Source organism: Thalassospira sp. MCCC 1A01428 (assembly GCF_002115825.1).
In the GTDB taxonomy this organism is placed as follows: domain Bacteria; phylum Pseudomonadota; class Alphaproteobacteria; order Rhodospirillales; family Thalassospiraceae; genus Thalassospira.
Genome location: NZ_JFJZ01000015.1, coordinates 36,039 through 60,590, shown reverse-complemented (window position 1 = coordinate 60,590; position 24,552 = coordinate 36,039). Strand labels below are relative to the sequence as shown.

Below are 24,552 nucleotides of genomic sequence, written 5' to 3'. Positions count from 1 at the left end.
CGTCACCATAGATGGGCATCCATCCTGCCATTACCATAAAGGAACAGCAGGTGAACATCCTTGATATGTCTCAAGCCTTGCAGCGCGCAAGTACCTGACTGCCCAATCGTACAAGGTTTTTCATCTGGCAAAAATTGCCAAATCAGGAACCCTTCGCAAAACCGGTGCATCCATTTGAAACACTTCTTTATTCTATCACAGGCACCGCCACATCCACCGATGTTTTCAGCGCGGCCAAAACGACCTTCTTTTAAATTGTCCCTGTCAAAAATCAGGACAATTGCGCGCTTGCCGTTCGCCTGCACAGTCATTAACGTCACCCTGTCAAAAGAAAAACGGGCAGCTTAAAAATAACTGCTCGCCACAGGAAACAGGCAAATTAGAATGGCAAACGGTGAACTTGGCGCAATCATGCGCTATCCGGTCAAAGGGCTTCGCGGCGTCGAAATGGCATCAGCAACAATTGATGCACACCACATGCTGGCAGATGACCGTCGCTATGTTCTGGCAACCAGTACATCACTTGGTCAGGGCGGGCTGGATGGCTGGGCGCGCAAAAGCAATTTCCTGCAACTGGTCAACACGCCCAAATTAGCCGAACTTGGCATTGAATATGACGATGCCACCACCACCCTTGCCATTTCGCGCAATGGCCGCACCATTTGCAAAGGCAACCTTGAAAATGCAATGGGCCGCACCGTGATCGAGGATTTCCTGAGTGCCTTTTTAAAAAATGATATTGCAGGCAGCCCTAAAATCATGTCGGTGCCCGATACGCATTTTGGCGATAAGGAAGCCCCCTATATTTCACTGCTTAACCGCGACTCGATTAAGGATTTTGGCGACCGAATTGCCAGCCAGCATGTGGATCCAATGCGCTTTCGCGGCAACTTTCTGGTCGATGGCCTGCCGGCATGGTCCGAACTGGAATGGGCCGAAAATCAAACCATCACCATTGGCGATGTTTCATTTCGCATGATCCACCCCATTACCCGCTGCAAAGCCACCAGCATTAACCCCGAAACCGCACAATCCGACATTAATGTGCCGTTATTGCTGCGCAAAGGCATGAACCACCTGTTAATGGGGGTCTATCTGGAAGCAACCAGCAGCGGCATCCTTAAGGCTGGCGACAGCATCACGGTGGGTTAACCTCGCCTGTTACGGGCAAATCGCCATAATCAAAAACAGCTAATCAAAACCGGGGACGCCCGATTTTAACGGCCAAAGCAAATATCGCCCGCCAGCCTAAAAAGTTGGCGGGCGCGTTGCCAGACGCCTGAACACATCGTCGTTCGCCCAATGCAAGCGCATGGCCCGAATAGGGGGCAACCCTTTACAAAACAGCAATTGTTCTGTTTCCGGCAACCTTGCCACTTCAACCGATTTCAACATGGCCTGTTTATCTTTGGCGCGCAAATGTACTGGCACGTCGCTGTTGCCGGTACGGTTGCCGGTGTCGGCAAACCGTGACATGGCGGTTAAACCAGCGGCCCAGTCCAGGTCGAACGCCCCGTCCTGACCAAATATTTGCACAACATCGCTGCGGCCCACCACATTTTCCCAGTTATGGCATACATCCATAACCGCACTAACCCCGGTAAATGATGGCCACAATGTTAAACCGGTATTGCCATTCCCGCCGCCACCGCCCAGCAATCGTTCAAGCTGCACCAGCCGCCCCAGGGCTTCAACCCTGTCTAGCATCACCAGAAAAGACGAGGTTTGCCGCCCCGGCTCTCGCCCTGAAACCAGTGACAGCAAACATCCCAGTACCACCCGCGCCCATGTCACCAATGGCTCGTCATATCCTTCGGGGGGGCTGCCAATCACAAAAATTGAAACCCCGCGCAAGGTAATGTCTTCAAGTGTAAAGCTGGTGGTGTTGCAGGAACTCTCAATTGCCGATATTTCAAACACGGCTGTTGCCTTGCGGCACGCATCAAGGATCGCATCGCGACGATCATCTGACATATCCATAATCGACAAGGCAATGTCGGAAATACGCCCTTCGGTGGCGTCGATATCGATCAATTCGCCCAGCAAGGGGTAAAACCGATGTGACGGCAATGTCAGGCTGCGACGCATTTCGTTTAAATTGCGCGACGTGGCATTGCTGTGGCGCTGGGTATGTATAATTAGCCCCTGCAATAATACCCGTGCCACCCTTGCATCTTGCGGGTCGAGGTCACGAATAAATTGCGGAGCCAGCAACAATTCCGCAATCATACCGGCGTCGGAAACCATGCCTTCGCCATCCGGGCGCATAAAATCAAGCGGGTTAAAATGGTCCGGCGTGCTGCCGGACTGGCCAAACGGGTCCAGCACAATCAACTTCTGTCCCAGTTGCGCCCGACGATCGCGAACGGCCTTGCATACCAAACCGTTTTCTTCAAATACCAGCAAATTATCCCGCGTGGTCAGGGCATTGGGAATAACGCTACTTTGGTAAAAATCAAGCGATGCGTTACAAAACGTCATTAACCGGCGACAGGCCTGCAACCCGATCAAACCTGGACCATCCTTTAAACGGGCAAGATAAATCTGCGGGTCCGGTTCCAGTACCCCGGCCTGTTGCAGGGTTTCTTCGTCGGCCCAATGGCCTTGTGCTTCTGTTATCACCGGCTCCTGCGAGGGGGCATTGTTAGCTGATGCGTCGGGCAATAACGGGCGATCCTTGAAAAAAGGAGCCAGCAACAATACAAACAGCCGCACGACCATAGGAATCACGCCACATATCATGCCTGCCAGCACAAGGGCATTATCGCGCGCGATCATGCCAATCACCACCACCAGCGCGCCAAGCCCAAGTAGCAAAACCAGTATCACCCTGAAGCCCGCTGGCCCCATCGCAACCTCCCCGATCGTCCTGTTTTTATATGGTGTTTCGTACCGTTCCGGCAAAATCACCATCGCCTTATTCAAATATACCCGGCCTGCTCCTAACGATAACACATCGGCAGGCTTCCCCAGCCTCACCCATCGGTTCGTCACACCACTCACAGCGCGCGCATCCAGCCATAACTGGCTGCGCTGTTCCGGCTGTGGAATTTACCCTGTCCCCACATTTACAGATGAACCCGCATTGCAAACCCGGCAATCCGGAGCAGCACCGCGCACGCCCATACCTCGGTATGAGTATTCCTTATACCGACAGCGACACGGAATGCACAAACACTGTTTATCGGCTTGTCAACACGCTGAAAACAAACCAATCGAATGGATTTAACCGGTTAATGGAGCCATGTTTTAAACAAAAAACCCCGGCCACATCGTGACCGGGGTTTTTTAGAACAACCTGACGCAATAGCGCCGATTGATAAATCAGGCAGAAACCTTTTCGGTTTCGGTGTCGTTGCCGCCACCTTCTTCGCCATCTTCGCGCGAACCAACCCGGCTACGACCGCGGCGGGCCGTAGGATGACGCCCCCGGGTCCGGGTGGTAGACGCTGCACGCTTGCGCGGTTTTTTATCGTCGCCAGCGGCATCGGCGTCACCATCGGCAACGGCATCGGCCGGAGCATCACCGTCACTTGCCGCCGGCTTTGCAACAGCGGCGGCTTCGTCGCTGCTGGCATCGTCGGATTTGGCACTTGCGGCGGTTTTACGCGGCGCACGTGGCGTTGTCGTCCGGCGCGCGCGTGTTGCACGCTTTGGCGCAGCTTCTTCACCGGCATCCGAACTTTCTGCTACCGGGGCTTCAACTGCGACAGCGGTTGATGCAGCGGGTGCTTCTGGGCTCGGCGCGGTGTTTTCGGCAGCGGCCACGGGGGCCGCATCATCGCCCGCAGGGGCGGCGACATCTGCCTTCTTGGGCTGGCGCGGGGTACGTGCCCGCGGCGTGCGCGGTGCCCGTGCCGGTTTTGCATCGTCCTGGCGGGTATTGGCAGAAACGTCATTGCGACGTTCACTGTCATCCTGCTGGTTTTGTACCGCAGCATTCCCAGCATCACCTTCGGCACTATGCGCACCATTGCCCGCACTGGCAGCTACACTGTCTTGCGACGGCGTATCGTCGGCCCGGTTATCGGTGTTGTTGTGGCGATTGCCACGCTGGTCATTATTGTGACGATCGTTGTTATTACGATCGTTATTGTTGTTGCGGTCGTTATTATTACGGTCGTTCCGCTCATTGCGTTCCGGACGGGGTTGCGCTTCGCGGCGCTGGTTTTCCCATTCGATCGCAGACTGCAAAATACGGTAATAATGTTCGGCATACTGGTAGTAGTTTTCCGCCAGAACAGGATCATCCGTGCAGTCTTTAGCTAGCGAAACATATTTCTCGTAGACTTGCTGGGCATTACCGCGCACGCGCCCGTCCGGACCGTTACTGTCAAAATTTTGAAATTTCGGATTTACAGGACGTTTATTAGGCTGTGGCCGCCCGCGCGGACGTTTATTGTTATTTCTCATATCAACATACTGTTGGCGTTGAGGACACCCGTGGGCAGCGTCATCGCGCCCCGGAACCAATCCGTCTGAAAAAACACATTTCCCGAAAAACAGTACCGGCCAAACGGTACCGTCAGAAATCAACCGATGACCAAATATAAGGGAACGGAGATTTGTTACTGTTTACAGGGGAACACGGCGCAATTAGAAAGCGCGTCAGGCACCCGGCCTGCTCAGGACAAACTATATGGCTTGCAGGCTTATTCCAACTGTTTTTTTCCGTTCTTTCGTTTTTTTTACAACTACGTTTCTGTCAACAGCGCAGGGCTAACCTTTTCCAGTAAACACAACTGCTTACTGGATGCTCAATCGTCCGGCATTGCCAAATTAAAGGGCAAACACAGGGCCATTTAACCAAAACCGCAGTCCTGAAATGCCGTTAGCCCCGTTTTTGTCCACCCACACACCGTATGATACCACCAAGATCACGCCGGTATTGAATGTTTCCAAAACCCTGCTGCGCCAGCAAGTGATGGACCGCTTCTTCCTGCCCCTGGCCGATCTCAAAAATGACCCAGCCCGCACTGCGCACCAACTGTCCGGCAATCCTTGCCAGCTTGCGATAGGCTGTAAGCCCGTCCGCGCCATCGCTCAGCGCATTAAACGGGTCAAAATCACGAACCTCGGGGGCCAGCCCTGCCATTTCGCTTTGGGCAATATAGGGCGGATTTGACAGCATGATATCAAATCCGGCGGCCTTTGTCTGCGCATCAAGGTCACAATCCCAATCTGAAACTACAAATTGGCTGCGCTGATTAAGCCCCAAGGCAACCGCGTTTTCCACCGCACACTCAACGGCCCCCGCACTGATATCCACTCCCACACCCGTGGCACCTGGCACATCACCCAGCACGGAAAGCAACAAACACCCTGTTCCCGTGCCAAAATCAATCAGATCCGGTTGTGTTAAATCAGCTGCCAGCTCAATTGCCCACTCAACCAGTGTTTCACTGTCGGGGCGCGGGTCCAGGGTATCGGCGGTGACTTTGAAACGATGGCGCCAAAAATCGCGCTGGCCCAAAATACGCGCAACCGGTTCACGTGCGCTGCGTCGTTCAATCATCTGGCGAAACGCCTGGGCATTACCCGCCGTAACGACGTCTTCGGGCCACGCCATAATCCGGCTGGCATCAACATCGCAGGCCGCGGCCAACAAAATGCGTGCATCAAGGCGGGCCGTATCACAGCCAGCCTGTTTTAGCTGCGCTGTCGCCTCGGTCATCAAAGAACCAAGCGTATCGGCTTCCTGCGGGTTCATCCCCGAACTCAACTTTCGATTTCGGCCAGTTTTTGCGCCTGGTCTTCAGAAATCAGCGCATCAATCATTTCATCTACCGATGGCCCGCCGGTTACAAAATCATCTAACCGGTACAGGGTCAGGTTAATGCGGTGGTCCGATATGCGACCTTGCGGGAAATTATAGGTGCGAATACGTTCGGACCGATCCCCCGAGCCCACCTGCGATTTACGATCTGCCGCGCGGGCAGCATCCTTGGTTTCGCGTTCGTGATCATACAAACGTGTCATCAGCATCTTCATGGCCTTCGCCTTGTTCTTATGCTGCGATTTTTCTTCCTGGCACGCAGCAACCACCCCCGAAGGAATATGGGTCACACGCACGGCACTATCGGTGGTGTTCACGTGCTGCCCCCCGGCCCCCTGGGACCGATAGGTATCAATGCGCAAATCCTTGGGATCGATATGCACATCAACGTCTTCGGCCTCGGGCAAAACGGCAACCGTGGCAGCCGATGTATGAATGCGCCCGCCCGTTTCAGTTACCGGCACACGCTGTACGCGGTGAACGCCACTTTCATATTTCAGGCGCGCAAACACCCCGGCCCCCGACACATTAACGACAACTTCCTTAAAACCGCCCAGATCGTTTTCGTTGGCGTCCATCAATTCAAACCGCCAGCCTTTGTTCTCGGCATAACGCTGATACATGCGGTAAAGGTCGGCGGCAAACAGGGCCGCTTCCTCGCCGCCCGTTCCGGCACGAATTTCAAGAATGGCATTCTTTTCATCGGCCGAGTCCTTGGGCAACAGCATCAGCTTTACGTCGTGCTCTGCCTCGGGCAATTTCTCCAGCAGTTCCTGGCGTTCGGCCTCGGCCATCTCGCGCATGTCACGGTCTGATTCCGGATCGGCCAGCAATTCCTTTACCCCGGCCAAATCATCATGCAAGCGCTGAAAGGCTTCAATTTTTTCAACAACGGGCAATAATTCCGCATATTCCCGCGACAATTTGGCAAAGCTGTCATTATCACCCGCCCCACCCGACAACAGGGATTTAAGCTCGTCAAACCGGCGAACAACACCATGCAGTTTACCTGGGTCCAAACTCACTCTTTATTCTCCTGATCTGTATTTGTCGGTTCCGAAGTATCGGCATCGTCGGGATAAAGCGGAAAAAGCCGCCCCAACAATTTTTGCGCCTTAACCCATTCCATCGTCCCGGCACCACCTGTTGTGGCTGCTAGGTCTTTAAGGGCTTGTGTGGGTGCATGCAACAGCCGATTAACCAAAAGCCGGGTTGCCTTTTCGGCATCGCCATGGCTTTCGGCCAATGCCGCTGCGCGCACTGCATCAAAATGCTGGCGCAATTCGGCAAGGGCCGGGATCGCGGCGCGCTCGGCACGCACACGAACAAAATGGTCAACCTCCGCCTCGACCATTGCCCAGGCTTCATCGGCTTTTTCCTCGCGCCCGCCACGCCCCTGTGCAGCAATATTTTCCAGATCTTCCAGGCGGTAAAAAAACACCTCGGAAATATCGTCAACCTGCGGGTCAATATCGCCGGGAACGGCGGTATCAATCATTAAAACAGGGCGATAGCGGCGACGCTTCACTGCGGTTAGCGCAATATCATGATCAATCAAATACCGCCGCGATCCACCCGCCGTCAGCACGATATCGGCCTCGGCCAGCAAACGTTCAAGATCGCCCATATCCGACCAGTGACATTCCAGCCGCTTGGCCACCAGGCGCGCCCGGGCCGCCAAACGGTCCACCACCATGATGCGTCCCATGCCGCGTTCGGCAAGGGATGCCGCAATCAGTTCGCCCATATCGCCCGCACCAGCCAAAAGCAGGGTACAATTGGCAATATCCCCATGCAGGTCGCGCGCCACCGATTGCGCGGCAGCCGCAATCGAAACAGCCCCCTGCCCAATCCCGGTCTGGCTGCGCACCCGTTTGGAAATGGCATAGGCAGTTTGATAAACCTGTTCAAGTTCCCGGCCCACCAGCCCATGCATCCGGGCAATTTTATGGGCATCCTTGATCTGGCCAAAAACCTCGGGCTCGCCAATCACCAAGCTATCAAGCGAAGCCGCCACGGCAAAAACATGCTTCAGGGCTTCCCGCCCTGACCGTATATATAGCTCTGCTGCCAGTTGGTCCCGGTCCAGATCGGCCCACAGGGCCATCAGGTCAATCACCCGTTCGCGGCCACGTTCGGCCTCGAACGCCAGCAAATGAATTTCAGTACGGTTGCAGGTAGAAACAACCACCGCCTGCCCCAGCCGGGCCTGGTCAATCACGCCCAGAAACTGGGGCAAACGGGTTTCGTCGATGAAAAGGCGGTCGCGCGTTTCCTCACTGGATCGCCGATGGTTGGTTCCAACCACCATCAAACGGTCCAGCGGCCAGTCTCCGGCTTCGTCGCGTCCCGCCGCCTCATTCACCCGGCACTTACCTTTCGCCAATCACACCGATCAGGCTGTCAATCGCAACTTCGCGCTGCTCGCCTGCATCAAGGTCACGCACCATGGCAACACCCTTTGCCAGTTCGTCGTCGCCAATGATGACTGCCATTTTGGCATTGGCCTTATCGGCACGCTTCATGCGTTTTTTCATATTGCCCGCATAGCCCAGCTCGACAGCAATGCCGGCTTCGCGCAATTGCTGCGCCAGTGTGCGGCACCGGCTTTCGGCGGCGTCCCCCATCGGGATCAGAGCCACCGGGCGCGGCGCAGCAGGGGCTGTCCCCACCATCATTGCCAAACGTTCAACGCCGGCTGCCCAGCCCACACCTGCGGTTTGCGGGCCACCCATGGTTGACACCAAACCGTCATATCGGCCACCGGCCATTACCGTGCCCTGTGCGCCCAGCGTGCTGGTGACAAATTCGAAACAGGTATGGCAATAATAATCCAGCCCGCGCACCAAACGCGGGTTAAGCTGATAATTAATACCAATATCACCCAAACCGTCGGTCAATTGCTTGAAAAACGTCTTTGAATGTTCGTTCAGATATTCACCAAACAGCGGCGCATTTGCCACCAGTTCGCGGTCGCCTTCATCCTTGGAATCCAGAATGCGCAGCGGGTTTTTATCCAGACGGTTGCGGCTGTCTTCGGACAATTTATCAAAATGCCCTTTGAAATAATCCACCAGCACATCACGATACGCTGCCCGGCTGTCGGGGTCGCCCAGGGTATTCAGTTCCAGGGTGATGTTATCCCACAGGCCCAGCGCCTTCAGGATATGCGCGCCATAGGCAATAACCTCAAGGTCGCCGCCAACCTGTTCTACACCTAATAATTCCACACCGATCTGGTGGAACTGGCGTTGCCGGCCTTTTTGCGGGCGTTCATAACGGAACATCGGCCCGTAATAACACACCTTCACCGGCGATAATTGCTGCATACCGTTGGAAATATAAGCCCGTGCGATCCCGGCGGTGTTTTCAGGGCGCAGGGTGATTTTCTCGCCGCCGCGATCCTCAAACGTATACATTTCCTTGGTCACGACATCGGACGTATCGCCAAGGGTGCGGGCAAAAACATCGGTAAATTCAAAGATCGGCGTGGTCATGCGATGATAACCATACAGCTCGCCAATGGCGCGGGCCGTTTCCGCGATATGGTCCTGCACCCGGTTTTCTTCGGGTAAAAGGTCATGTGTGCCACGGACGGGTTGAAGCGATGCCACGTTTGATCTCCGATATTCTTGGTGTTTTTCTATAAAGGGATAGTCATATACGCACGAAAATAGCCTTCCGCCGAGGTGGCGGAAAGCCTTAATTCGGCAAATACAACGCTATTCAGCCGCTGCCTTGGCTGCTTCGATTTTTGCAGCGCGTTCTTCAACCAGCTCGACGATATGGTCGACCATTTTTTCGCTGCTAACATTATGGTCCGGCTTGCCCGAAATATACATTTTGTGGTTGCCACCACCGCCACCGGTAAGCCCGATGTCGGTTTCACGCGCTTCGCCCGGTCCATTGACAATACAGCCAATAATCGACAGGGAAATCGGCGTTGAAATATGGGACAACCGTTTTTCAAGTTCGGCCACGGTATCAACCACATTAAAGCCCTGACGCGCACAGGACGGGCAGGAAATAATCTGCACCCCGCGCGTCCGCAAACCCAGCGATTTCAACATGTCATAACCAACATGGATTTCTTCCACCGGGTCAGCCGACAATGACACCCGCAAGGTGTCGCCGATACCGGCCCACAGCAAATTGCCCATGCCGATCGATGATTTTACCGTACCGCCGCGCAGGCCCCCGGCTTCGGTAATGCCCAGATGCAGCGGGTAATCGCAAGCCTCGGCCAGGCCATAATAGGCCGCCACGGCCAAAAACACATCCGATGCCTTAACCGATATTTTGAACTCGCGGAAATCCTGATCTTCCAAAATCCGCGCATGGTTCATGGCACTTTCGACCATCGCTTCGGGGCAAGGTTCACCGTATTTTTCCAGCAATTCCCGTTCCAGCGACCCGGCATTCACACCAATACGCATCGAACAGCCATGATCCTTGGCCGCCTTGACCACTTCACGTACCCGTTCGGTCGACCCGATATTCCCCGGATTAATCCGCAGGCAGGCCGCACCGCTTTCGGCGGCTTCGATGGCGCGTTTGTAATGAAAATGAATATCGGCAACGATCGGCACGCTCACCTGTTTGACAATGTCTTTCAGGGCCAGCGACGATTCCTGATCCGGGCAGGATACACGCACAATATCGGCACCGGCTTCTTCAAGGCGGTGAATTTGCGCGACAGTACCCGCGACATCCGTGGTCAGCGTATTGGTCATGGACTGCACCGAAATCGGCGCATCACCGCCAACTTCGACAGAACCGACACGAATTTTACGGCTTTTGCGGCGTTCGATATCACGATAGGGGCGGACACTCATTTGCGGATCCGTAGCCTTTGTTGCAACACAGTGAACTGTAGGCCTGTATATAGCTTATCACCGGCGCAGAAGAAACCGTCGCGCTCAGCTTTTTCGCGGTGTTTTTATGACAGGCACGAAAAAGGCGGCCCGGGGTATGGCCGCCTTTTAAAATAAAGACCCTTTAACGAACTGTTATTGTGTCTTTTTTTCCGTCAAAGAAGCCAGAATATCGTCCGGATTCAGTGAATAATTTGAAATCACCTGACCATAGCTGCCAATCGAGACATTTTTCGTCGCGTCCACGCTGATCGACAAGGCGCCAGCATTGCCAACTTCAAGTTTAAGACCATCGCGATTAGGCACACGATAAACATCGCCCGCACTTAACATCCGGGTTAGCAAAATATTGCCATCATCCTCGCGGATACGGACCCAGCTGGTTTCATTGGCCGAAATGGTTACGCGGCTATCGGCATTGACGGCACCAAAAACACGCCCGCCACCAGCATCACCAACTTCGGGTGCCGCCGGAACAGACGCCACTTCAGGGGTGCCTGCCGTTTGCGGCGCATTGGGTGCGCGCGGCGGCAACGGAATATTGCCCTGGTTAGGCATCAACGCGGCACTACCTTGCGGTACGGCATTGGCATTGGCGTTGGTGTTGGCATCCGCAGTACCCGAGGGCGATGCAGGCGCAGCCATGGGTGCGACATTGGCGTTTTCATTACCCGAAACCGGTGCGGTTGCCGCATTCGGCCCTGCCGATGCCGTTTGATCCGGCATCGCGTCGGCCGGGACATCACGATTTCCCGCCTGCGACGACATCACATCAAAATCCGGCTCGGCAAACATGCCCTCAACGGGGCTGCCAATGGCATCATTCATGCTTTCCGACGCCTGCGCGGATGGCGAACCGCCCATACGCGGGCCAACTTCGGCCGCATGGGCCTCGGCAGCATTTTCCAGGGTCCGTTCACGTTCGGCGGGTGCAGCGCTGTTATTGTTCCCCGTATCGGGTATGGCCGTATACCCCTTCATACTATCGGGCAACGGCTCTACCAGATCGGCAATTGTCTTGCCCTGGCTTGATAAATAGTACCAGCCACCATAAGCAACGATCCCCAGCACCGCAGCAATCAGCATCATGGCACCACCGGGCACACGACTTTCCTGCACCGGTTTGGGAAAGCTCAGCTCGCTGCGCACAGCGGGCGCGTTGCTTTCTTCCTTGTAACGACGAACAATTTCCTTGCCGTCCAACCCCAGATGTTCGGCATAGCCCTTAACAAAGCCCAAGCCATACGGCCCGCCCGGAAGCGCGTCATACTGACTGTTCTCGATCGCTTCGAGGTAAACTTTCCGAATCCGCAAAAGCTGGGCAACCCCTTCAATGGTCTGCCCATGCATCGTCCGGGTGTGGCGCAACAGCCGCCCGACATTCACTGCTTCAGCGTTAAAATTAACCTGTGGTTCCATACTCATATCATTTGATGGCGCACTTCCGGGCAACGGCTTGAACCGCAAACGCCCTCTTGGTGGCACACCCAAATGATCTTCCTTTCGCTTTCCGATCGCCAACTCCCGCACCCCCACGTTACGATCCAGCAACAAACTAGCAAATACCCCAGCCAAAAGCGATTTTTTTTAAAGTTTTACACCGTGATCTATTGCGAAAGCCTTAAGACGGGACCTAAGACTTTTTTTAGGGCTGTCGAGGAGCGACAAAACATATTGTTCAACACTTTTTGCGTTCATGCTCCGAACCATTTCCTTGACCGGACCAACCGATGCCGGAGCCATCGACATACGCCGTATCCCCAGACCAATCAAGGCCATCGCCTCTAACGGGCGCCCGGCCATTTCACCACAAATGGTCAGACGCACATTATGATCGTCACACAATTTCACCAGGTGCCTTAAAAAGGTAAAAACACCCGGCGACAATGTGTCATAGCGACCTTCAAGGCGCGGATTCCCACGATCTGCAGCAAACATAAACTGAAGCAGGTCGTTGGTCCCCACCGAAAGGAAATCCACCTGACCCAGCAGGCTTTTCGCCTGCCAGACCAATGCAGGGACTTCCAGCATTGCCCCGACCTTAACCGAGCGTGGCACAAAACCCCGTTCGGCTTCACGTTCCAGCTGCCGGTCCAGCAGTTGTCTGGCGGTCATAAATTCGGCCACCTCTGCTATCATCGGAAACATGACATGCAAATCCCGGTCGTGGGCAGCACGGATCAGCGCACGCAACTGATGCACCAACACCGCCGGTCTATCCAGGGTTATCCGGATAGACCGCCATCCCATGGCCGGATTTTCCTCTATCATATCCTGCCAATAGGGCAATAATTTGTCACCGCCGACATCAAGGGTCCGAAAAACCACCGGCCGGCCTTCGGCCTGCTCGAAAATACGGTTATAAAGCCGTGTCTGATCCTCGATATCGGGCATGGCAGATCGCACCATGAACGGTATTTCCGTTCGATACAGACCAATGCCATCAGCCCCGCTTTCAATCACGTGGGGCACATCAATCAGCAACCCGGCATTGATGTTCAGCGAAATGTTAATATCATCGCAGGTTTGCGCAGGCAAATCGCGCATCTGCGCATAAAGCGCCTTGCGTTCAGCCCGCGCCTTTAATGCCCCGTCAATAACGGCGCGGACATCCTCGCTGGGGCGCACAAATAACTGGGCATTGTCCGCATCAACAATTAACGGGTCACCGCCTTCAACCTTGTCAAGAACGCCCTTTACCCCGCCCAGAACCGGAATGTCAAGGGCACGCGCCACTATCGCCACATGCGATGTATGCGATCCCTCCTCCAGTGCCAGGCCCCGCAACCGGGTATGATCGTAATCAAGCAATTCCGCCGGGCCGATATTGCGCGCCACCAGAATAATATCATCGGGCAAATCGCCAAATGCCGGGGACTGATACTGTCCGGACAAATGCTGCAACAACCGGTTTGCCAAATCTTCCAGGTCATGCAGGCGTTCGCGCAAATAAGGGTCGGTCACCTGCGCCATGCGCGCACGGGTATCATCATGCACCTTTTGCACGGCGGCTTCGGCGGTCAGGCCGGTGTTAACGGCTTCGGTAATGCGGTTTAACCAGCCGGTATCCTTGGCAATCATACGATAGGCATCAAGAATATCGCCGGGGTCATCGCCCCCGCCAACATCAAATTCGCCCACCGCCTCGACCATGCGGTCAAGGTGTTTTTGCAAAACCCGCATCGCTTCGCGCAAGCGCGTTAGCTCCTCTTGCGGGTCTTCGGCCACCATGCGGTCGATAACAATGCGCGGTTCATGCAAAACCGCAATGCCCTTACCAATGCCCGGGGCCAGCCGCGCCCCCGACAGGCGCAACGGCAACAAGGCAATGCCATCCGCCGGGATCAACTCATCCCGATTGACCAGTTCGCCCCCGGCGACCATTTCGGCCAGCACCATGGCGACGTTTTCAAGGGCTTCCTGTTCGTCTTCGGTATATTGGCGTTCGGTACGGTTCTGAACCGCCAAAACCCCAATGATGCGGCCTCCGCGCAAAATCGGCACGCCGATCATGGAATGATAAATTTCTTCGCCTGTTTCCGGGCGATAGGCAAAATTGGGATGCGATTGTGCATCGCGCAAGTTAAGTGGCCGCGCATGGGCGGCAACATAACCGACAATCCCCTCGCCGGTGCGCAGACGCGTGCGATGCACGGCTTCGGCGGCAAGGCCACATGTGGCAAAAAGTTCAAGCACCTCGCCCGCCCGCATCACATAGACCGAGCACACTTCAGCGACCATATCCGCCGCAATAATGGTCACGATCTTGCCCAGGCGTTCTTCAGCGGTCCCCGGTCCGGCCATAACGTCGCGCACCCGTTTTAACAGGCGACGCGGACCAGTGACTGCGGCGGGCGATATGCTCATCAGATTTAAAGGTCTCTTTGTACGAGGGACTGAACGGCCTGATCGACCAGTTCGGCCAGAATTTCAGAAACCGGCTGCTCTTTCTTTACCATACCAACCGACTGCCCCGCCATGACAGATCCGTTTTCAACGTCTCCGTCCACAACGGCACGGCGCAGGGCACCTGCCCAGAAATGTTCGATTTCAAGTTGCGCTGCCCCCTGTTCTAACTGACCCGCACGGAACTTTTCAATAACTTCGCGCTGAACATTCATAAAAGCTTCCGTACCCTTGTTATTCAGGGCGCGAACCGGAATAACCGGGAAGCGGTCGTCTAGCTGCACAGTGGTAACGGCTTCACGCGCACTGGCGCGGATAAACGCCTTTTTAAAGGCCGGGTGGGCAATACATTCGCTGGCACAAACCAGACGCGTCCCAACCTGAACCCCTGCCGCACCCATTTCCAGAAACGACGAAATCGCTTCGCCGCGGCCAATACCGCCGGCACAGAAAATTGGCACATTGCGAATTTCGGGTAAAATTTCCTGGGCCAGTACAGTTAACGATACCGGGCCAACATGGCCACCGGCTTCGCTGCCTTCAATTACCAGCGCATCCGCGCCCGACCGGGTCAGTTTTTTTGCCAGCACCAGCGCCGGAGCAAAACAGATAACCCGGGCAAATTCCTTAACCGCCTTGATCGAATTTGACGAGGGCAAACCACCGGCCAACACAACATGACCAACTTCCTGTTCCCGGCACACCGCAATCAGGTCGTCAAGCTGGGGATGCATGGTGATCAGATTAACGCCAAACGGTTTGGCGGTCATTTCCTTGGTCGCGGCAATTTCGGCGGCCAAAAGTTCCGGCCCCATCGACCCACAGGCGATCACCCCAAATCCACCGGCATTTGATACCGCAGCAACAAGGTGACGTTCGGAAACCCACGACATCGCACCGGCCAAAATGGCGTATTCAGTGCCCAGGAATTCCTTGCCGGGCGCCCACAATTTTTCCAGACGGTTGCGCGCTGCCGCAAATTTCGGATCGTTCATATAGTTGTACCCCAATGCAGAAATGCAGGGCACCGCATGGTCCCTGCTATTTCATCATAATGGTCGAAACAAAATGTTCCAGCCCAGATATGTATTAAATAACGGCCCCTTAACACTGCCTTAATTGCCAAAAACAATCCGGCAGCACATCGGGCCTACCCTTGGAACCTAGTCGGCATCCAGCCCATAGGCCGTATGCAGGGCACGAACGGCAAGTTCAGTATATTCTTCGGCAATCAGGACGCTTACCTTGATTTCCGAGGTTGAAATAACCTGAATGTTGATACCCTTGTCAGACAGGGTTTCAAACATTTTACGTGCCACCCCGACATGGGAACGCATACCGACACCAATGATCGAAACCTTGGTCACATCCGACGTGCTTAACAGCTCCTGATAGGCGATCTTTTCACGATTGCCTTCAATCACCTGAAGCGCACGTTTGAACTCGCCACGCGGCACGGTAAAGGTCATGTCCGTGCTGTTGCCATTTTCCGATATGTTCTGAACGATCATATCGACATTGATGTTGGCTTCGGCCAGCGGGCCAAAAATGGTTGCTGCCGTGCCCGGCTTGTCGGCAACCTTAACCAGCGTGATCTTGGCTTCGTCCCGGCTATAGGCAATTCCGCTAACGACTTCCTGTTCCACGATTTCGTCCTCGTCTACAACAAGTGTACCTTCCGCATCACTAAAGGTCGAACGGACCTGCACCCGGACGCGATGGTTCATGGCCATCTCGACTGAACGGGTTTGCAGCACCTTGGCCCCAAGCGATGCCAGTTCCAGCATTTCTTCGTAGGTAATTTTTTCAATCTTGCGTGCCTTGGGCACAATGCGGGGATCGGTTGTGTAGACACCTTCAACGTCAGTATAAATGTCGCAACGGTCTGCCCGAAGGGCTGCCGCCAGCGCCACCGCCGAGGTATCGGACCCGCCACGTCCCAGCGTGGTAATACGGTTATCTGGCGCAATCCCCTGAAAACCGGCAACACATACCACTTCGCCGCCATCAAGGCGTTTGTCAAGTTCGGTTGTGTCGATCGATTTGATCCGGGCCTTAGCATGGGCGCCATCGGTCTTGATCGGAATTTGCCACCCCAGCCACGAACGTGCAGGGACATCCATGCTTTGCAGCGCCATCGCCAGCAAACCAACTGTCACCTGCTCACCCGACGATACAATCACATCATATTCGCGCGCATCATAAAGCGGCGAAATTGTATCGGCCCAGCCCACCAGTTCATTGGTTTTGCCCGACATTGCCGAAACGACAACCGCAACCTGGTTCCCTGCGTCCACTTCGCTTTTAACGCGACGGGCAACATTCTTGATCTTTTCAACGTCGGCGACAGATGTGCCACCAAACTTCATGACAATACGGGCCATGAAAATTCCCCGTTATGCTTGCCTTTACATCTCGCCAGCCGAAATGCAAGGTCTTGTGTTTCCGCCAGTTTCCGGGTCACGGACCTGCAAGGTTGCAAGCCCCCTGATCAGGGCGGCGATATCAATACTGCCATAATGACCGCGAAACAAGCATGAAGGCAGTGTTAATCCGCCCCAAGGCTATATTTTAACCATCGATCTTTCACAAAACCTGAAATAACGCATAATCCAGTCAGCGTTTTGCAACAACTGCGAAATTATCATGCGTAAAAACCCGCAAAACTTCAACTACCCGCCCCTGCGCCCCCAAACCGGAGCCCCAAATGCCCGTCACATCGGCCACGCACCCGCGACAACATACATCTGGCAAACACCCCGACCAGGCAGGCATTGCCACAACATCGGCACAAAAACTGGTGATGTTTGATGTTGGCGAAACGCTGATCAGCGAAACCGCAATCTGGCACCGCATTGCCCGTCATCTTAATTTGCCGTCTTTTACCGTTTCAGCTGCGGCGGGCATCGCACTGGCGCGCAATTGCGGGTTCGCGGCAATCCTGAAACAGCTGGGCGACTTTTCTGCAATCCCGGGGGAGCCCTGGCGGGGCCCCGATTTGCTGTCATTTACCATTGACGATCTATATGACGACGCCTTACCGGCCCTGACCGACCTGCACAAACACGGCCATAAGGTTGGTATTTGCGGTAATCAGCCTGCATCATCGGAACAGGTGTTGCAGGCTTTGCCCTGCCATATTGACTGGCTGTCAAGTTCGGCACGGCTAAAATGCAAAAAACCCGACCCCGCCTTTTTCAATGCCGTTATCGAACAAACCGGCCATGACCCGGCCGATATCATTTATATTGGCGACCGGCTGGATAACGATATTTACCCGGCGTTACAACACGGGATGGATGCAATCTGGCTGTTGCGCGGGCCGTGGGCTTTTGCCCAATGGCAGCAAAGCGGCATACCCGATGGTATCCGCACCATTCGCTCACTTGCCGAACTGCCCGCTTTACTCACAAAATAACCACCAGCAGAAGCCCGCCCAGGAAAACCGGCCATGCCCCATAACGCACCTGACAAAGCAGGTTCCCCATCCTCAAACCTGACCCCCGGCGATTTTCGCAAAATAGCCCACCGGTTACCACGACCATCGCAAGCTGCCGCAATCAACATGGGGGCATCCGGGACGCATGGCACACCATCGTCAAACAAAGTCGACATTCACGGCCTGTCACGCCTGGGAAAGCTGATTTTTCGCCAAACCGAAACCTTGCAGGATTATGTCGCCGATTTCCCGGCCATCGCATATCTGATCGACGGGCGCAAAACCGTGGGCACCAGGCCCGATGCGCCCCCTGGCGAAACCATGATACCCGGCCAGATTTTGCTGATCCCGGCGGGGCTTCCGCTAACGGTGGTAAATTACCCCGATCTGGAAACCGGGTTATATAGTGCACTGGTGCTTGAATTTTCACCCGACCTGATCATGCGATTTATTGCAGCCTACCCCGAAATTCGCGACATTACCGCCGCCGCTGCGGCACCCCAAAAGCTGGTCATCGCGCCCAAGCAGCCGCTTTTACGGTCCGTGCTGGCGGTTATGTCACTGCTGACCGCCCCGACCAGCCAACATGACCGCATCATCATCCGTCACCGGTTAATGGAGGTTTTACTACTATTGGCCCAACACGGGCAGGCAGGGCCGCTTTTGTTACTTGCCACCACATCCACGATAGAAGACAGACTTTTGGCCCTGTTTCGCCTTTCCCCGGCACGCAAATGGCAAAAACCACAAGTCGCCCGTCACCTTGGCATCAGCCCGTCGTCGATTGACCGGCATTTAAAGCAGGCTGGCACCAGCTTTCGACAATTGCTTGAAGGGGAACGTATGGCCCATGCCGCTACCCTGCTGGCCCAAATACACACAAAACAACCAACCACCCCTGCCCCAACGGGCGTTGATAGATCTACACCACATCAGAAAATACCGAACATACGGGTCGTTGCCCCGTCTGCGCCGCCAATCACCATTGCCGATATCGCCTTTCAATGCGGGTATCAGTCGCAATCCGCTTTTGGGCGGGCCTTTTTGCGCCATTTCGGCCACAGCCCGATGCAACTGGTACAAAACATGGTGTGATCCGCACATATGATGGAGTTCAAAGCTGATAACCTTGACGGATCGACACATACCGAACCATCAGGAAACCTGCCATGAAAAATCTCCGCACTGCACGTTCCCCCGTCAATACGCCTTGCGCCCCAAAACACCGGCACCTGCAATTTTCCGCCATGGTTGCCTTTGGTGTCGGCATTGCCCTTACAATGGCAGCAATAATCCGGCCCGCATCAGCGCTGGAATTACACAGCAGCGACTTTGCCGATAACGGCCCTTTGGCTGATGCACAGGTTTTCAACGGCTTTGGCTGCAAGGGCGGCAACATATCGCCAGCCCTGTCCTGGTCAGACGTCCCCGATGGGACCAAAAGTTTCGCCCTGATGGTGCATGACCCGGACGCGCCAACCGGCAGCGGCTGGTGGCATTGGGTCGTCACCGACATCCCGGCAGACCGACGCAGCCTGTCGCAAAATGCAGGCGATGCAACAAATCCGAATGCAATTCCCGGCGCACATCAATTAAAAACCGATTTTGGCTTGGCTGGTTATGGTGGTCCGTGCCCGCCGGTTGGCGATGCACCACACCCCTATCAGTTTACGTTATTTGCCCTTGATGTTGCCGCACTTGAAATGGATGCCAACGCCAGTACTGCACTGGTCGGTTTTATGGTGCACGCGCACACCATCGCCCGCACCACCTTAACCGGGACATATGGCCGCCCGGGCAAATAACCGCTGAACGCATGGCGACATGCAAATTTCCCGCCGGTGCGCGGATAAAACACTTTGCGGTACAAGCATATGGTTGCGCCAAACCGGCGGCCCGCGTAAACAGGGCAGGCATATACACATTACCTGTTACGCGCCGCCGGAGCCCTGCCATGTCAGCCCACACCAACCGCACTGCCAACCCTGACGAAATTTCACGTTTTTCTGCCATGGCGGATGAATGGTGGAACCCCGAAGGCGTGATGAAACCGCTGCACAAATTTAATCCGGTACGGTTACAATTGTTGCGCGATAATATTGCCGCCCATTATGGCCGTGACCTTAATGATATCAACCTGCTTAAAGGGTTGGATATCATTGATATTGGCTGTGGTGCGGGCCTGCTTTCCGAGCCGATGGCGCGGCTGGGCGCAAACATGACGGCCCTTGATGCCGCAGAAAACAACATAAATGTTGCCCGCGTGCATGCCAAACAGGCCGGCCTGACCATCGATTACCGCCTTGGCACACCTGAAACGATGGTTGACGACGGCCGCCAGTTTGATGTGGTTTTAAATATGGAAGTCATCGAACATGTCGATGACCCGGCCTTTTTCATGCAAGCCTGTGCAGCACTACTTAAGCCAGGTGGCATCATGTTTATCGCGACCCTGAACCGTACCCTTAAATCGCTGGCACTGGCTAAAATTGGCGCAGAATACATATTGCGCTGGGTACCGGCCGGGACGCATGACTGGCGCAAATTTGTCAAACCGTCAGAATTATCGCGCTATATCCGCGATTGCGGCCTGCAATTAACCGACATCACCGGCATTTCCTATAATCCGGTGCAGGATAAATGGCAGCCTGCTCCGCACGATCTTGACATCAATTATCTGGCGATCGCAACCAAGCCATCCCTTGACGAATTGTAACGGTAACGTTGTCATGCCTTTGTCCGTAACGCCTGCCCGGCTTGAAACACAACGTCTGGTTCTGGAGCCCTTCGGGTTGCCCGAACATATTGCGGCATGGTGCGAAATGGATATGGATGCCGATGTCATGCGTCATATTCGCCCGCCCAGCCCTGATATAGCCAGTGCCCGCGCCCGGCTGACCCAGGCCGACGAAGGCACCCCGGCCATTGTCGGCAACTGGGGTGTCCGCGAAAAAGAAAGTAACACCATTGTGGGCCGCGCCCTGTTACGCTGGCTGGCAGATGATAGCGGTGTTGAAATCGGCTATCGTCTTGGTCGTACCTGCTGGGGCAAGGGATATGCCACCGAACTGGCACAACGTGTTGTCGCACATGGCTTTGAAGACCTTGGTCTTGCCGTGATATGCGGGGTTTATCAAACCGGCAATCTGGCATCACGCAAGGTTTTGGCAAAATGCGGTATGAACGATGCCGGGACAACTTCGGTTCATGGTGGTAGCGCAAAGCCACTCATGAAAATAACTGCCGCCACATGGAAGAACGGGCCAACAACAACGTTTGCCTGATACAATTTTAACGGATCAGGAAAAACCGGTCATGACCCAACAACCCACCCTTACCACCGACCGACTGGTGCTGGAGCCATTTGGCGACGCCCATGTTCCGGCATTGGCACGTGCAGATATGGATGCGCGCGTCATGCGTTATATCCGCGCCCCCAGCCCCGATTATGAATCGGCCAAGGCCCGTATTTGCCAGATATTGATGCGCGACGATGGCGTACTGGGCGTGTGGGGTGTTCGCCTGCGCGATACAGCCCAGGTAATTGGTCTGGGTATTTTGCGTCCACTTCCCGATGATAGCGACATCGAAGTCGGCTATCGCCTGTTGGTACCACACTGGGGCAAGGGATATGCGACTGAAATTGCCAAATGCCTGATCAATTACGGTTTTGACACCCTGAACCTAACCAGCATCGTCGCAACATTTGATGCTGAAAACGACGCATCGCGCCACGTGCTGACAAAATGTGGCTTGCGCGACGATGGCATGACAACAGCCTATCATTCAGCAGGCACACCGCTGGTACGTCTGAATGTTGAAAACTGGTCAAACGATGCTGCCGCGCCCTCTGTGACGGCAACGGCGGTCAAAAACAGCTGACTGGCACAAAGCCCGACAGCTGTCACAACTGACCTATCCTGTATCCCTTGCCAACTGACCTATGCGATCAGGGCGCAAGGGATTTTCCAGGTATTCACATTACAACAGGTCAGTTCTTTTTGGATTTGTCCTCGACCCACGGCAAGGCATGCACATCAATGCCTTCATCCACCAGTTCGGTGGCTTCCTTGATGGTTGCTTCGCCGTAAATGCCGCGTTTTTCAGTTTCACCATAATGGATTTTGCGGGCTTCCTCGGCAAAACCGGTGCCTACATTTTCGCAATTGGTTTCGACCTGGGCGCGAAGTTCGCTCAGCGCCTTGTGGGTTGCCTCGGCAATAGCGGCCTTTTTGCGATTTTCTGCCGCCGTTTCCTTTTGCCGTGATGTCCGTAGGCGCGGCGCCATCAGGGCCTTACTCACCTGGTCAGACCCGCACATAGGGCACGAAAGCTCGCCGCTGGTCGATTGCGCCTCGTATGTCGCACTATCGCGAAACCAGCCTTCAAATTCGTGGTCATGGTTACATTTTAACTGAAACAGAATCATGATTGCGTTTGGTCAAGTCACGTTAAAGGTATGTGAACAAAAAAGGGCTCTTGCCGATATATGGCGATTTTATCGCAAAACACCAGCACTACCATGCAAATGCTGCGTGTTTTCCGGTCATGGCCGCATGCCGTTTGTTCTCGAATGTCCCGAATATCCCGAACAAAGCATCAAACGTCCAAAAAACGATCAGCCGTGACACCAACAAACGCACCCCGCACCATCTCGGCCCCGCAACCCGGCGTTACCACAAGTTAAACAGCCAGAACGCCCCCAAAACAGCCCCCCCCCCCCTTGAAATAGCCGGCAAGGCCGGATTTTTCGGCGGTATTATCCACATTTTGGCGCCAATCCTGAAGATGAAACAGCTTCAAAAACAAACAATCAAAGATAGAATACTTCCTAAAAGAAATGCAAATGTGAAACAGTTCACACTTGCGCCCGAATCTCGATTTTAATCAAACAATTTCAAATGCTTATATCGTTGAAAAATCCCGAAACCGAATGTCACCATGCGATAATGTTTCTGTCACAGAACTGTTGCACACACTTCCTATAATCCCGGCGCGAACCAGGGGGCCTTGCCCCCTTCATTGTTTCACAAGGGGGTAAAATTGATGAAACGCGTTCTTTGGGCCACTGCACTTGCCAGTTCCATGTGCTCTACCGCAGCTCTCGCTGCTGACAAATTGCCACAGGCAGAAAATCCGTATTACACGGCAGCCCAGCAGGAATTGCAGCTGAAACTGGCTGACAAACCGAACACCAACAAAGCCAAAAACATCATTTTGTTTGTTGGCGATGGCATGAGCATCCCGACCGTCACCGCAGCGCGCATTTTTGAAGGTCAGCAGCGCGGTGTCGACGGCGAAAGCAACAGCCTGGTATTTGGTCAGTTCCCGAACGTGGCACTGTCGAAAACCTATACCAATGACGCACAGATCGCTGACTCAGCCCCGACCGCATCCGCAATGATGAGCGGCGTTAAGTCAAACAACGGCACCATCGGTGTTTCGGGCGATGTAGCGCGCAATGACTGTGCCGCACAGCTTAAAATGCCGACCACCTCGCTCGCTGAACGTGCTGAACTGCTTGGCATGTCGACCGGTATCGTTTCGACCGCCCACCTGACCCACGCCACCCCGGCTTCGGTTTATTCCCACACGTCGAACCGCGACTGGGAAAGCAATGCCGAACTGCCTGAAGAAGCCTTTAAAGGCGGATGCAAAGACATTGCCAGCCAGCTTGTCGAATGGCCGGCAGGCGACGGCTTTGAAGTTGCCTTTGGCGGTGGTCGCCGCATGTTCATGGATAAAACCATGGCCGACCCGGAAGACAAGGGCAAAACCGGCCAGCGTACCGATGGCCGCGACCTGACCGCTGAATGGGTCAAACGTTATGGCAATGAAGGCGCATTTGTCTGGAACGAAGAACAGTTCAAAGCCATTGACCCGGCTAAAACCAAACACGTTCTGGCCCTGTTTGACCGTTCGCACATGGAATATGAAGCCGACCGCGCCAAGGATGCCGGTGGCGAGCCCAGCCTGGCCGAAATGACCGAAAAAGCCATCGACATGCTGTCGCAGAACGACAAGGGTTTCTTCCTGATGGTTGAGGCCGGTCGTATCGACCATGCCCATCACGAAGGCAATGCTTTCCGCGCCCTCGAAGATACCGTTGCCCTGAACGATGCTGTTAAAATGGCCCTGTCGAAAGTGAAAACCGACGACACCCTTATCATTGTTACTGCCGATCACAGCCACACCATGACCATTTCGGGCTACGCATCGCGCGGCAACCCGATCCTCGGCCTGTCCGAAGAAAAAGGCGACGATGGCAAGCCTTACACCACCCTTGGCTACATGAACGGCCCGGGCGCCCTGAAAGACGAGCTGCGCGCCGATCTGACCAATGTTGACACCCAGGACCCCGACTTTCTGCAGCAAGCCCTGGTGCCGATGAGCAGTGAAACCCATGCCGGTGACGACGTTGCGATTTTCGCGACCGGCCCCTCAGCCTATCTGTTCCACGGTGTTGTTGAACAGAACTTCATCTATCACGTCATGGATTACGCCGCACAGGTTGAAAGCCAACTGGCAAAGTAAGCCCGACGACCTTGATCTTGCAA

The 24,552-nt window shown here is 54.7% G+C and carries 22 protein-coding genes; 9 read left to right on the top strand and 13 right to left on the bottom strand.

Going from position 1 to position 24,552, the window contains the following annotated elements; translation table 11 throughout:
- Positions 1 to 2: 2 nt before the first annotated feature.
- Positions 3 to 311, bottom strand: coding sequence for a hypothetical protein (locus THS27_RS13355; protein WP_085591650.1), 309 nt, complete (start codon positions 309 to 311; stop codon positions 3 to 5).
- 73 nt (positions 312 to 384) lie between these two features.
- Between THS27_RS13355 and THS27_RS13350 the strand changes: the two genes are divergently transcribed.
- Positions 385 to 1,152, top strand: coding sequence for an MOSC domain-containing protein (locus tag THS27_RS13350; RefSeq protein ID WP_085591649.1), 768 nt, complete (start codon positions 385 to 387; stop codon positions 1,150 to 1,152).
- A 96-nt stretch (positions 1,153 to 1,248) separates the two neighbouring features.
- On the opposite strand, the gene THS27_RS13345 is transcribed toward THS27_RS13350, so the two are convergent.
- The 11 genes from THS27_RS13345 to THS27_RS13295 form a co-directional block, all read right to left on the bottom strand.
- The gene (locus THS27_RS13345; protein ID WP_168184895.1) at positions 1,249 to 2,850 is read right to left on the bottom strand and encodes a type IV secretory system conjugative DNA transfer family protein; all 1,602 of its coding nucleotides are present in this window, start codon (positions 2,848 to 2,850) and stop codon (positions 1,249 to 1,251) included.
- A gap of 474 nt (positions 2,851 to 3,324) precedes the next feature.
- On the bottom strand, positions 3,325 to 4,413 hold the full coding sequence (locus THS27_RS13340; protein WP_085591645.1) for a DUF4167 domain-containing protein: 1,089 nt from the start codon (positions 4,411 to 4,413) through the stop codon (positions 3,325 to 3,327).
- 418 nt (positions 4,414 to 4,831) lie between these two features.
- Positions 4,832 to 5,710 carry a peptide chain release factor N(5)-glutamine methyltransferase gene (prmC, locus tag THS27_RS13335; protein ID WP_085591643.1) on the bottom strand — a complete coding sequence of 293 codons (879 nt, stop codon included), beginning with the start codon at positions 5,708 to 5,710 and terminating at the stop codon, positions 4,832 to 4,834.
- 8 nt (positions 5,711 to 5,718) lie between these two features.
- On the bottom strand, positions 5,719 to 6,801 hold the full coding sequence (prfA, locus tag THS27_RS13330; protein ID WP_085591641.1) for a peptide chain release factor 1: 1,083 nt from the start codon (positions 6,799 to 6,801) through the stop codon (positions 5,719 to 5,721).
- Positions 6,798 to 8,141, bottom strand: coding sequence for a glutamyl-tRNA reductase (gene hemA / locus THS27_RS13325; RefSeq protein WP_085591639.1), 1,344 nt, complete (start codon positions 8,139 to 8,141; stop codon positions 6,798 to 6,800). Before hemA ends, prfA begins: the two co-directional genes overlap by 4 nt.
- Before the next feature lie 7 nt (positions 8,142 to 8,148).
- Complete coding sequence (gene hisS / locus THS27_RS13320; protein ID WP_085591637.1) at positions 8,149 to 9,390, bottom strand: histidine--tRNA ligase; 1,242 nt, start codon at positions 9,388 to 9,390, stop codon at positions 8,149 to 8,151.
- 108 nt (positions 9,391 to 9,498) lie between these two features.
- Positions 9,499 to 10,611 carry a flavodoxin-dependent (E)-4-hydroxy-3-methylbut-2-enyl-diphosphate synthase gene (gene ispG / locus THS27_RS13315; protein ID WP_085591635.1) on the bottom strand — a complete coding sequence of 371 codons (1,113 nt, stop codon included), beginning with the start codon at positions 10,609 to 10,611 and terminating at the stop codon, positions 9,499 to 9,501.
- Positions 10,612 to 10,785: 174 nt separating this feature from the next.
- Positions 10,786 to 12,069, bottom strand: coding sequence for a RodZ domain-containing protein (locus THS27_RS13310; RefSeq protein WP_085591633.1), 1,284 nt, complete (start codon positions 12,067 to 12,069; stop codon positions 10,786 to 10,788).
- Positions 12,070 to 12,237: 168 nt separating this feature from the next.
- Complete coding sequence (gene ptsP / locus THS27_RS13305) at positions 12,238 to 14,517, bottom strand: phosphoenolpyruvate--protein phosphotransferase (protein WP_085591631.1); 2,280 nt, start codon at positions 14,515 to 14,517, stop codon at positions 12,238 to 12,240.
- Between the two features lie 5 nt (positions 14,518 to 14,522).
- Positions 14,523 to 15,551, bottom strand: coding sequence for a nitronate monooxygenase family protein (locus tag THS27_RS13300; RefSeq protein ID WP_085591723.1), 1,029 nt, complete (start codon positions 15,549 to 15,551; stop codon positions 14,523 to 14,525).
- Between the two features lie 168 nt (positions 15,552 to 15,719).
- Complete coding sequence (locus tag THS27_RS13295) at positions 15,720 to 16,940, bottom strand: aspartate kinase (RefSeq protein WP_085591629.1); 1,221 nt, start codon at positions 16,938 to 16,940, stop codon at positions 15,720 to 15,722.
- A gap of 323 nt (positions 16,941 to 17,263) precedes the next feature.
- Between THS27_RS13295 and THS27_RS13290 the strand changes: the two genes are divergently transcribed.
- The 6 genes from THS27_RS13290 (at position 17,264) to THS27_RS13265 (ending at position 21,877) form a co-directional block, all read left to right on the top strand.
- Positions 17,264 to 17,974 (top strand): HAD family hydrolase, encoded by a 711-nt coding sequence (locus tag THS27_RS13290; RefSeq protein WP_085591627.1) that lies wholly within the window; start codon positions 17,264 to 17,266, stop codon positions 17,972 to 17,974.
- A 33-nt stretch (positions 17,975 to 18,007) separates the two neighbouring features.
- The gene (locus tag THS27_RS13285) at positions 18,008 to 19,090 is read left to right on the top strand and encodes an AraC family transcriptional regulator (protein ID WP_085591625.1); all 1,083 of its coding nucleotides are present in this window, start codon (positions 18,008 to 18,010) and stop codon (positions 19,088 to 19,090) included.
- 74 nt (positions 19,091 to 19,164) lie between these two features.
- The gene (locus tag THS27_RS13280) at positions 19,165 to 19,800 is read left to right on the top strand and encodes a YbhB/YbcL family Raf kinase inhibitor-like protein (protein WP_371455600.1); all 636 of its coding nucleotides are present in this window, start codon (positions 19,165 to 19,167) and stop codon (positions 19,798 to 19,800) included.
- Between the two features lie 149 nt (positions 19,801 to 19,949).
- Positions 19,950 to 20,711, top strand: a complete 762-nt coding sequence (gene ubiG / locus THS27_RS13275; protein WP_085591624.1) for a bifunctional 2-polyprenyl-6-hydroxyphenol methylase/3-demethylubiquinol 3-O-methyltransferase UbiG — start codon at positions 19,950 to 19,952, stop codon at positions 20,709 to 20,711.
- A 13-nt stretch (positions 20,712 to 20,724) separates the two neighbouring features.
- On the top strand, positions 20,725 to 21,279 hold the full coding sequence (locus THS27_RS13270) for a GNAT family N-acetyltransferase (protein ID WP_085591622.1): 555 nt from the start codon (positions 20,725 to 20,727) through the stop codon (positions 21,277 to 21,279).
- Between the two features lie 31 nt (positions 21,280 to 21,310).
- On the top strand, positions 21,311 to 21,877 hold the full coding sequence (locus tag THS27_RS13265; RefSeq protein ID WP_139835581.1) for a GNAT family N-acetyltransferase: 567 nt from the start codon (positions 21,311 to 21,313) through the stop codon (positions 21,875 to 21,877).
- A 109-nt stretch (positions 21,878 to 21,986) separates the two neighbouring features.
- Here the strand turns inward: THS27_RS13265 and THS27_RS13260 are convergent, their stop codons facing one another.
- Positions 21,987 to 22,424 (bottom strand): DUF1178 family protein, encoded by a 438-nt coding sequence (locus tag THS27_RS13260; protein WP_085591618.1) that lies wholly within the window; start codon positions 22,422 to 22,424, stop codon positions 21,987 to 21,989.
- Positions 22,425 to 22,456: 32 nt separating this feature from the next.
- Between THS27_RS13260 and THS27_RS26660 the strand changes: the two genes are divergently transcribed.
- Both THS27_RS26660 and THS27_RS13250 read left to right on the top strand, forming a co-directional pair.
- On the top strand, positions 22,457 to 22,882 hold the full coding sequence (locus tag THS27_RS26660) for a hypothetical protein (protein WP_139835580.1): 426 nt from the start codon (positions 22,457 to 22,459) through the stop codon (positions 22,880 to 22,882).
- A gap of 159 nt (positions 22,883 to 23,041) precedes the next feature.
- A complete protein-coding gene (locus THS27_RS13250) occupies positions 23,042 to 24,529 on the top strand; it encodes an alkaline phosphatase (RefSeq protein ID WP_085591615.1) in 1,488 nt (495 codons plus the stop codon).
- The last annotated feature ends 23 nt before the right edge of the window (positions 24,530 to 24,552 follow it).

Coding starts and splice junctions, on each gene's coding strand:
- THS27_RS13280 (WP_371455600.1), top strand. CDS start 19,165: ATGAAAAATCTCCGCACTGCACGTTCCCCCGTCAATACGCCTTGCGCC.
- THS27_RS13350 (WP_085591649.1), top strand. CDS start 385: ATGGCAAACGGTGAACTTGGCGCAATCATGCGCTATCCGGTCAAAGGG.
- ispG (WP_085591635.1), bottom strand. CDS start 10,611: ATGAGTGTCCGCCCCTATCGTGATATCGAACGCCGCAAAAGCCGTAAA.
- THS27_RS13345 (WP_168184895.1), bottom strand. CDS start 2,850: ATGGGGCCAGCGGGCTTCAGGGTGATACTGGTTTTGCTACTTGGGCTT.
- THS27_RS13340 (WP_085591645.1), bottom strand. CDS start 4,413: ATGAGAAATAACAATAAACGTCCGCGCGGGCGGCCACAGCCTAATAAA.
- THS27_RS13260 (WP_085591618.1), bottom strand. CDS start 22,424: ATGATTCTGTTTCAGTTAAAATGTAACCATGACCACGAATTTGAAGGC.
- ptsP (WP_085591631.1), bottom strand. CDS start 14,517: ATGAGCATATCGCCCGCCGCAGTCACTGGTCCGCGTCGCCTGTTAAAA.
- prmC (WP_085591643.1), bottom strand. CDS start 5,710: ATGAACCCGCAGGAAGCCGATACGCTTGGTTCTTTGATGACCGAGGCG.
- THS27_RS13285 (WP_085591625.1), top strand. CDS start 18,008: ATGCCCCATAACGCACCTGACAAAGCAGGTTCCCCATCCTCAAACCTG.
- THS27_RS13300 (WP_085591723.1), bottom strand. CDS start 15,551: ATGAACGATCCGAAATTTGCGGCAGCGCGCAACCGTCTGGAAAAATTG.
- THS27_RS13265 (WP_139835581.1), top strand. CDS start 21,311: ATGACCCAACAACCCACCCTTACCACCGACCGACTGGTGCTGGAGCCA.
- THS27_RS13310 (WP_085591633.1), bottom strand. CDS start 12,069: ATGGAACCACAGGTTAATTTTAACGCTGAAGCAGTGAATGTCGGGCGG.
- THS27_RS13355 (WP_085591650.1), bottom strand. CDS start 311: ATGACTGTGCAGGCGAACGGCAAGCGCGCAATTGTCCTGATTTTTGAC.
- THS27_RS13295 (WP_085591629.1), bottom strand. CDS start 16,940: ATGGCCCGTATTGTCATGAAGTTTGGTGGCACATCTGTCGCCGACGTT.
- THS27_RS13250 (WP_085591615.1), top strand. CDS start 23,042: ATGAAACGCGTTCTTTGGGCCACTGCACTTGCCAGTTCCATGTGCTCT.
- ubiG (WP_085591624.1), top strand. CDS start 19,950: ATGTCAGCCCACACCAACCGCACTGCCAACCCTGACGAAATTTCACGT.
- THS27_RS13290 (WP_085591627.1), top strand. CDS start 17,264: ATGCCCGTCACATCGGCCACGCACCCGCGACAACATACATCTGGCAAA.
- THS27_RS13270 (WP_085591622.1), top strand. CDS start 20,725: ATGCCTTTGTCCGTAACGCCTGCCCGGCTTGAAACACAACGTCTGGTT.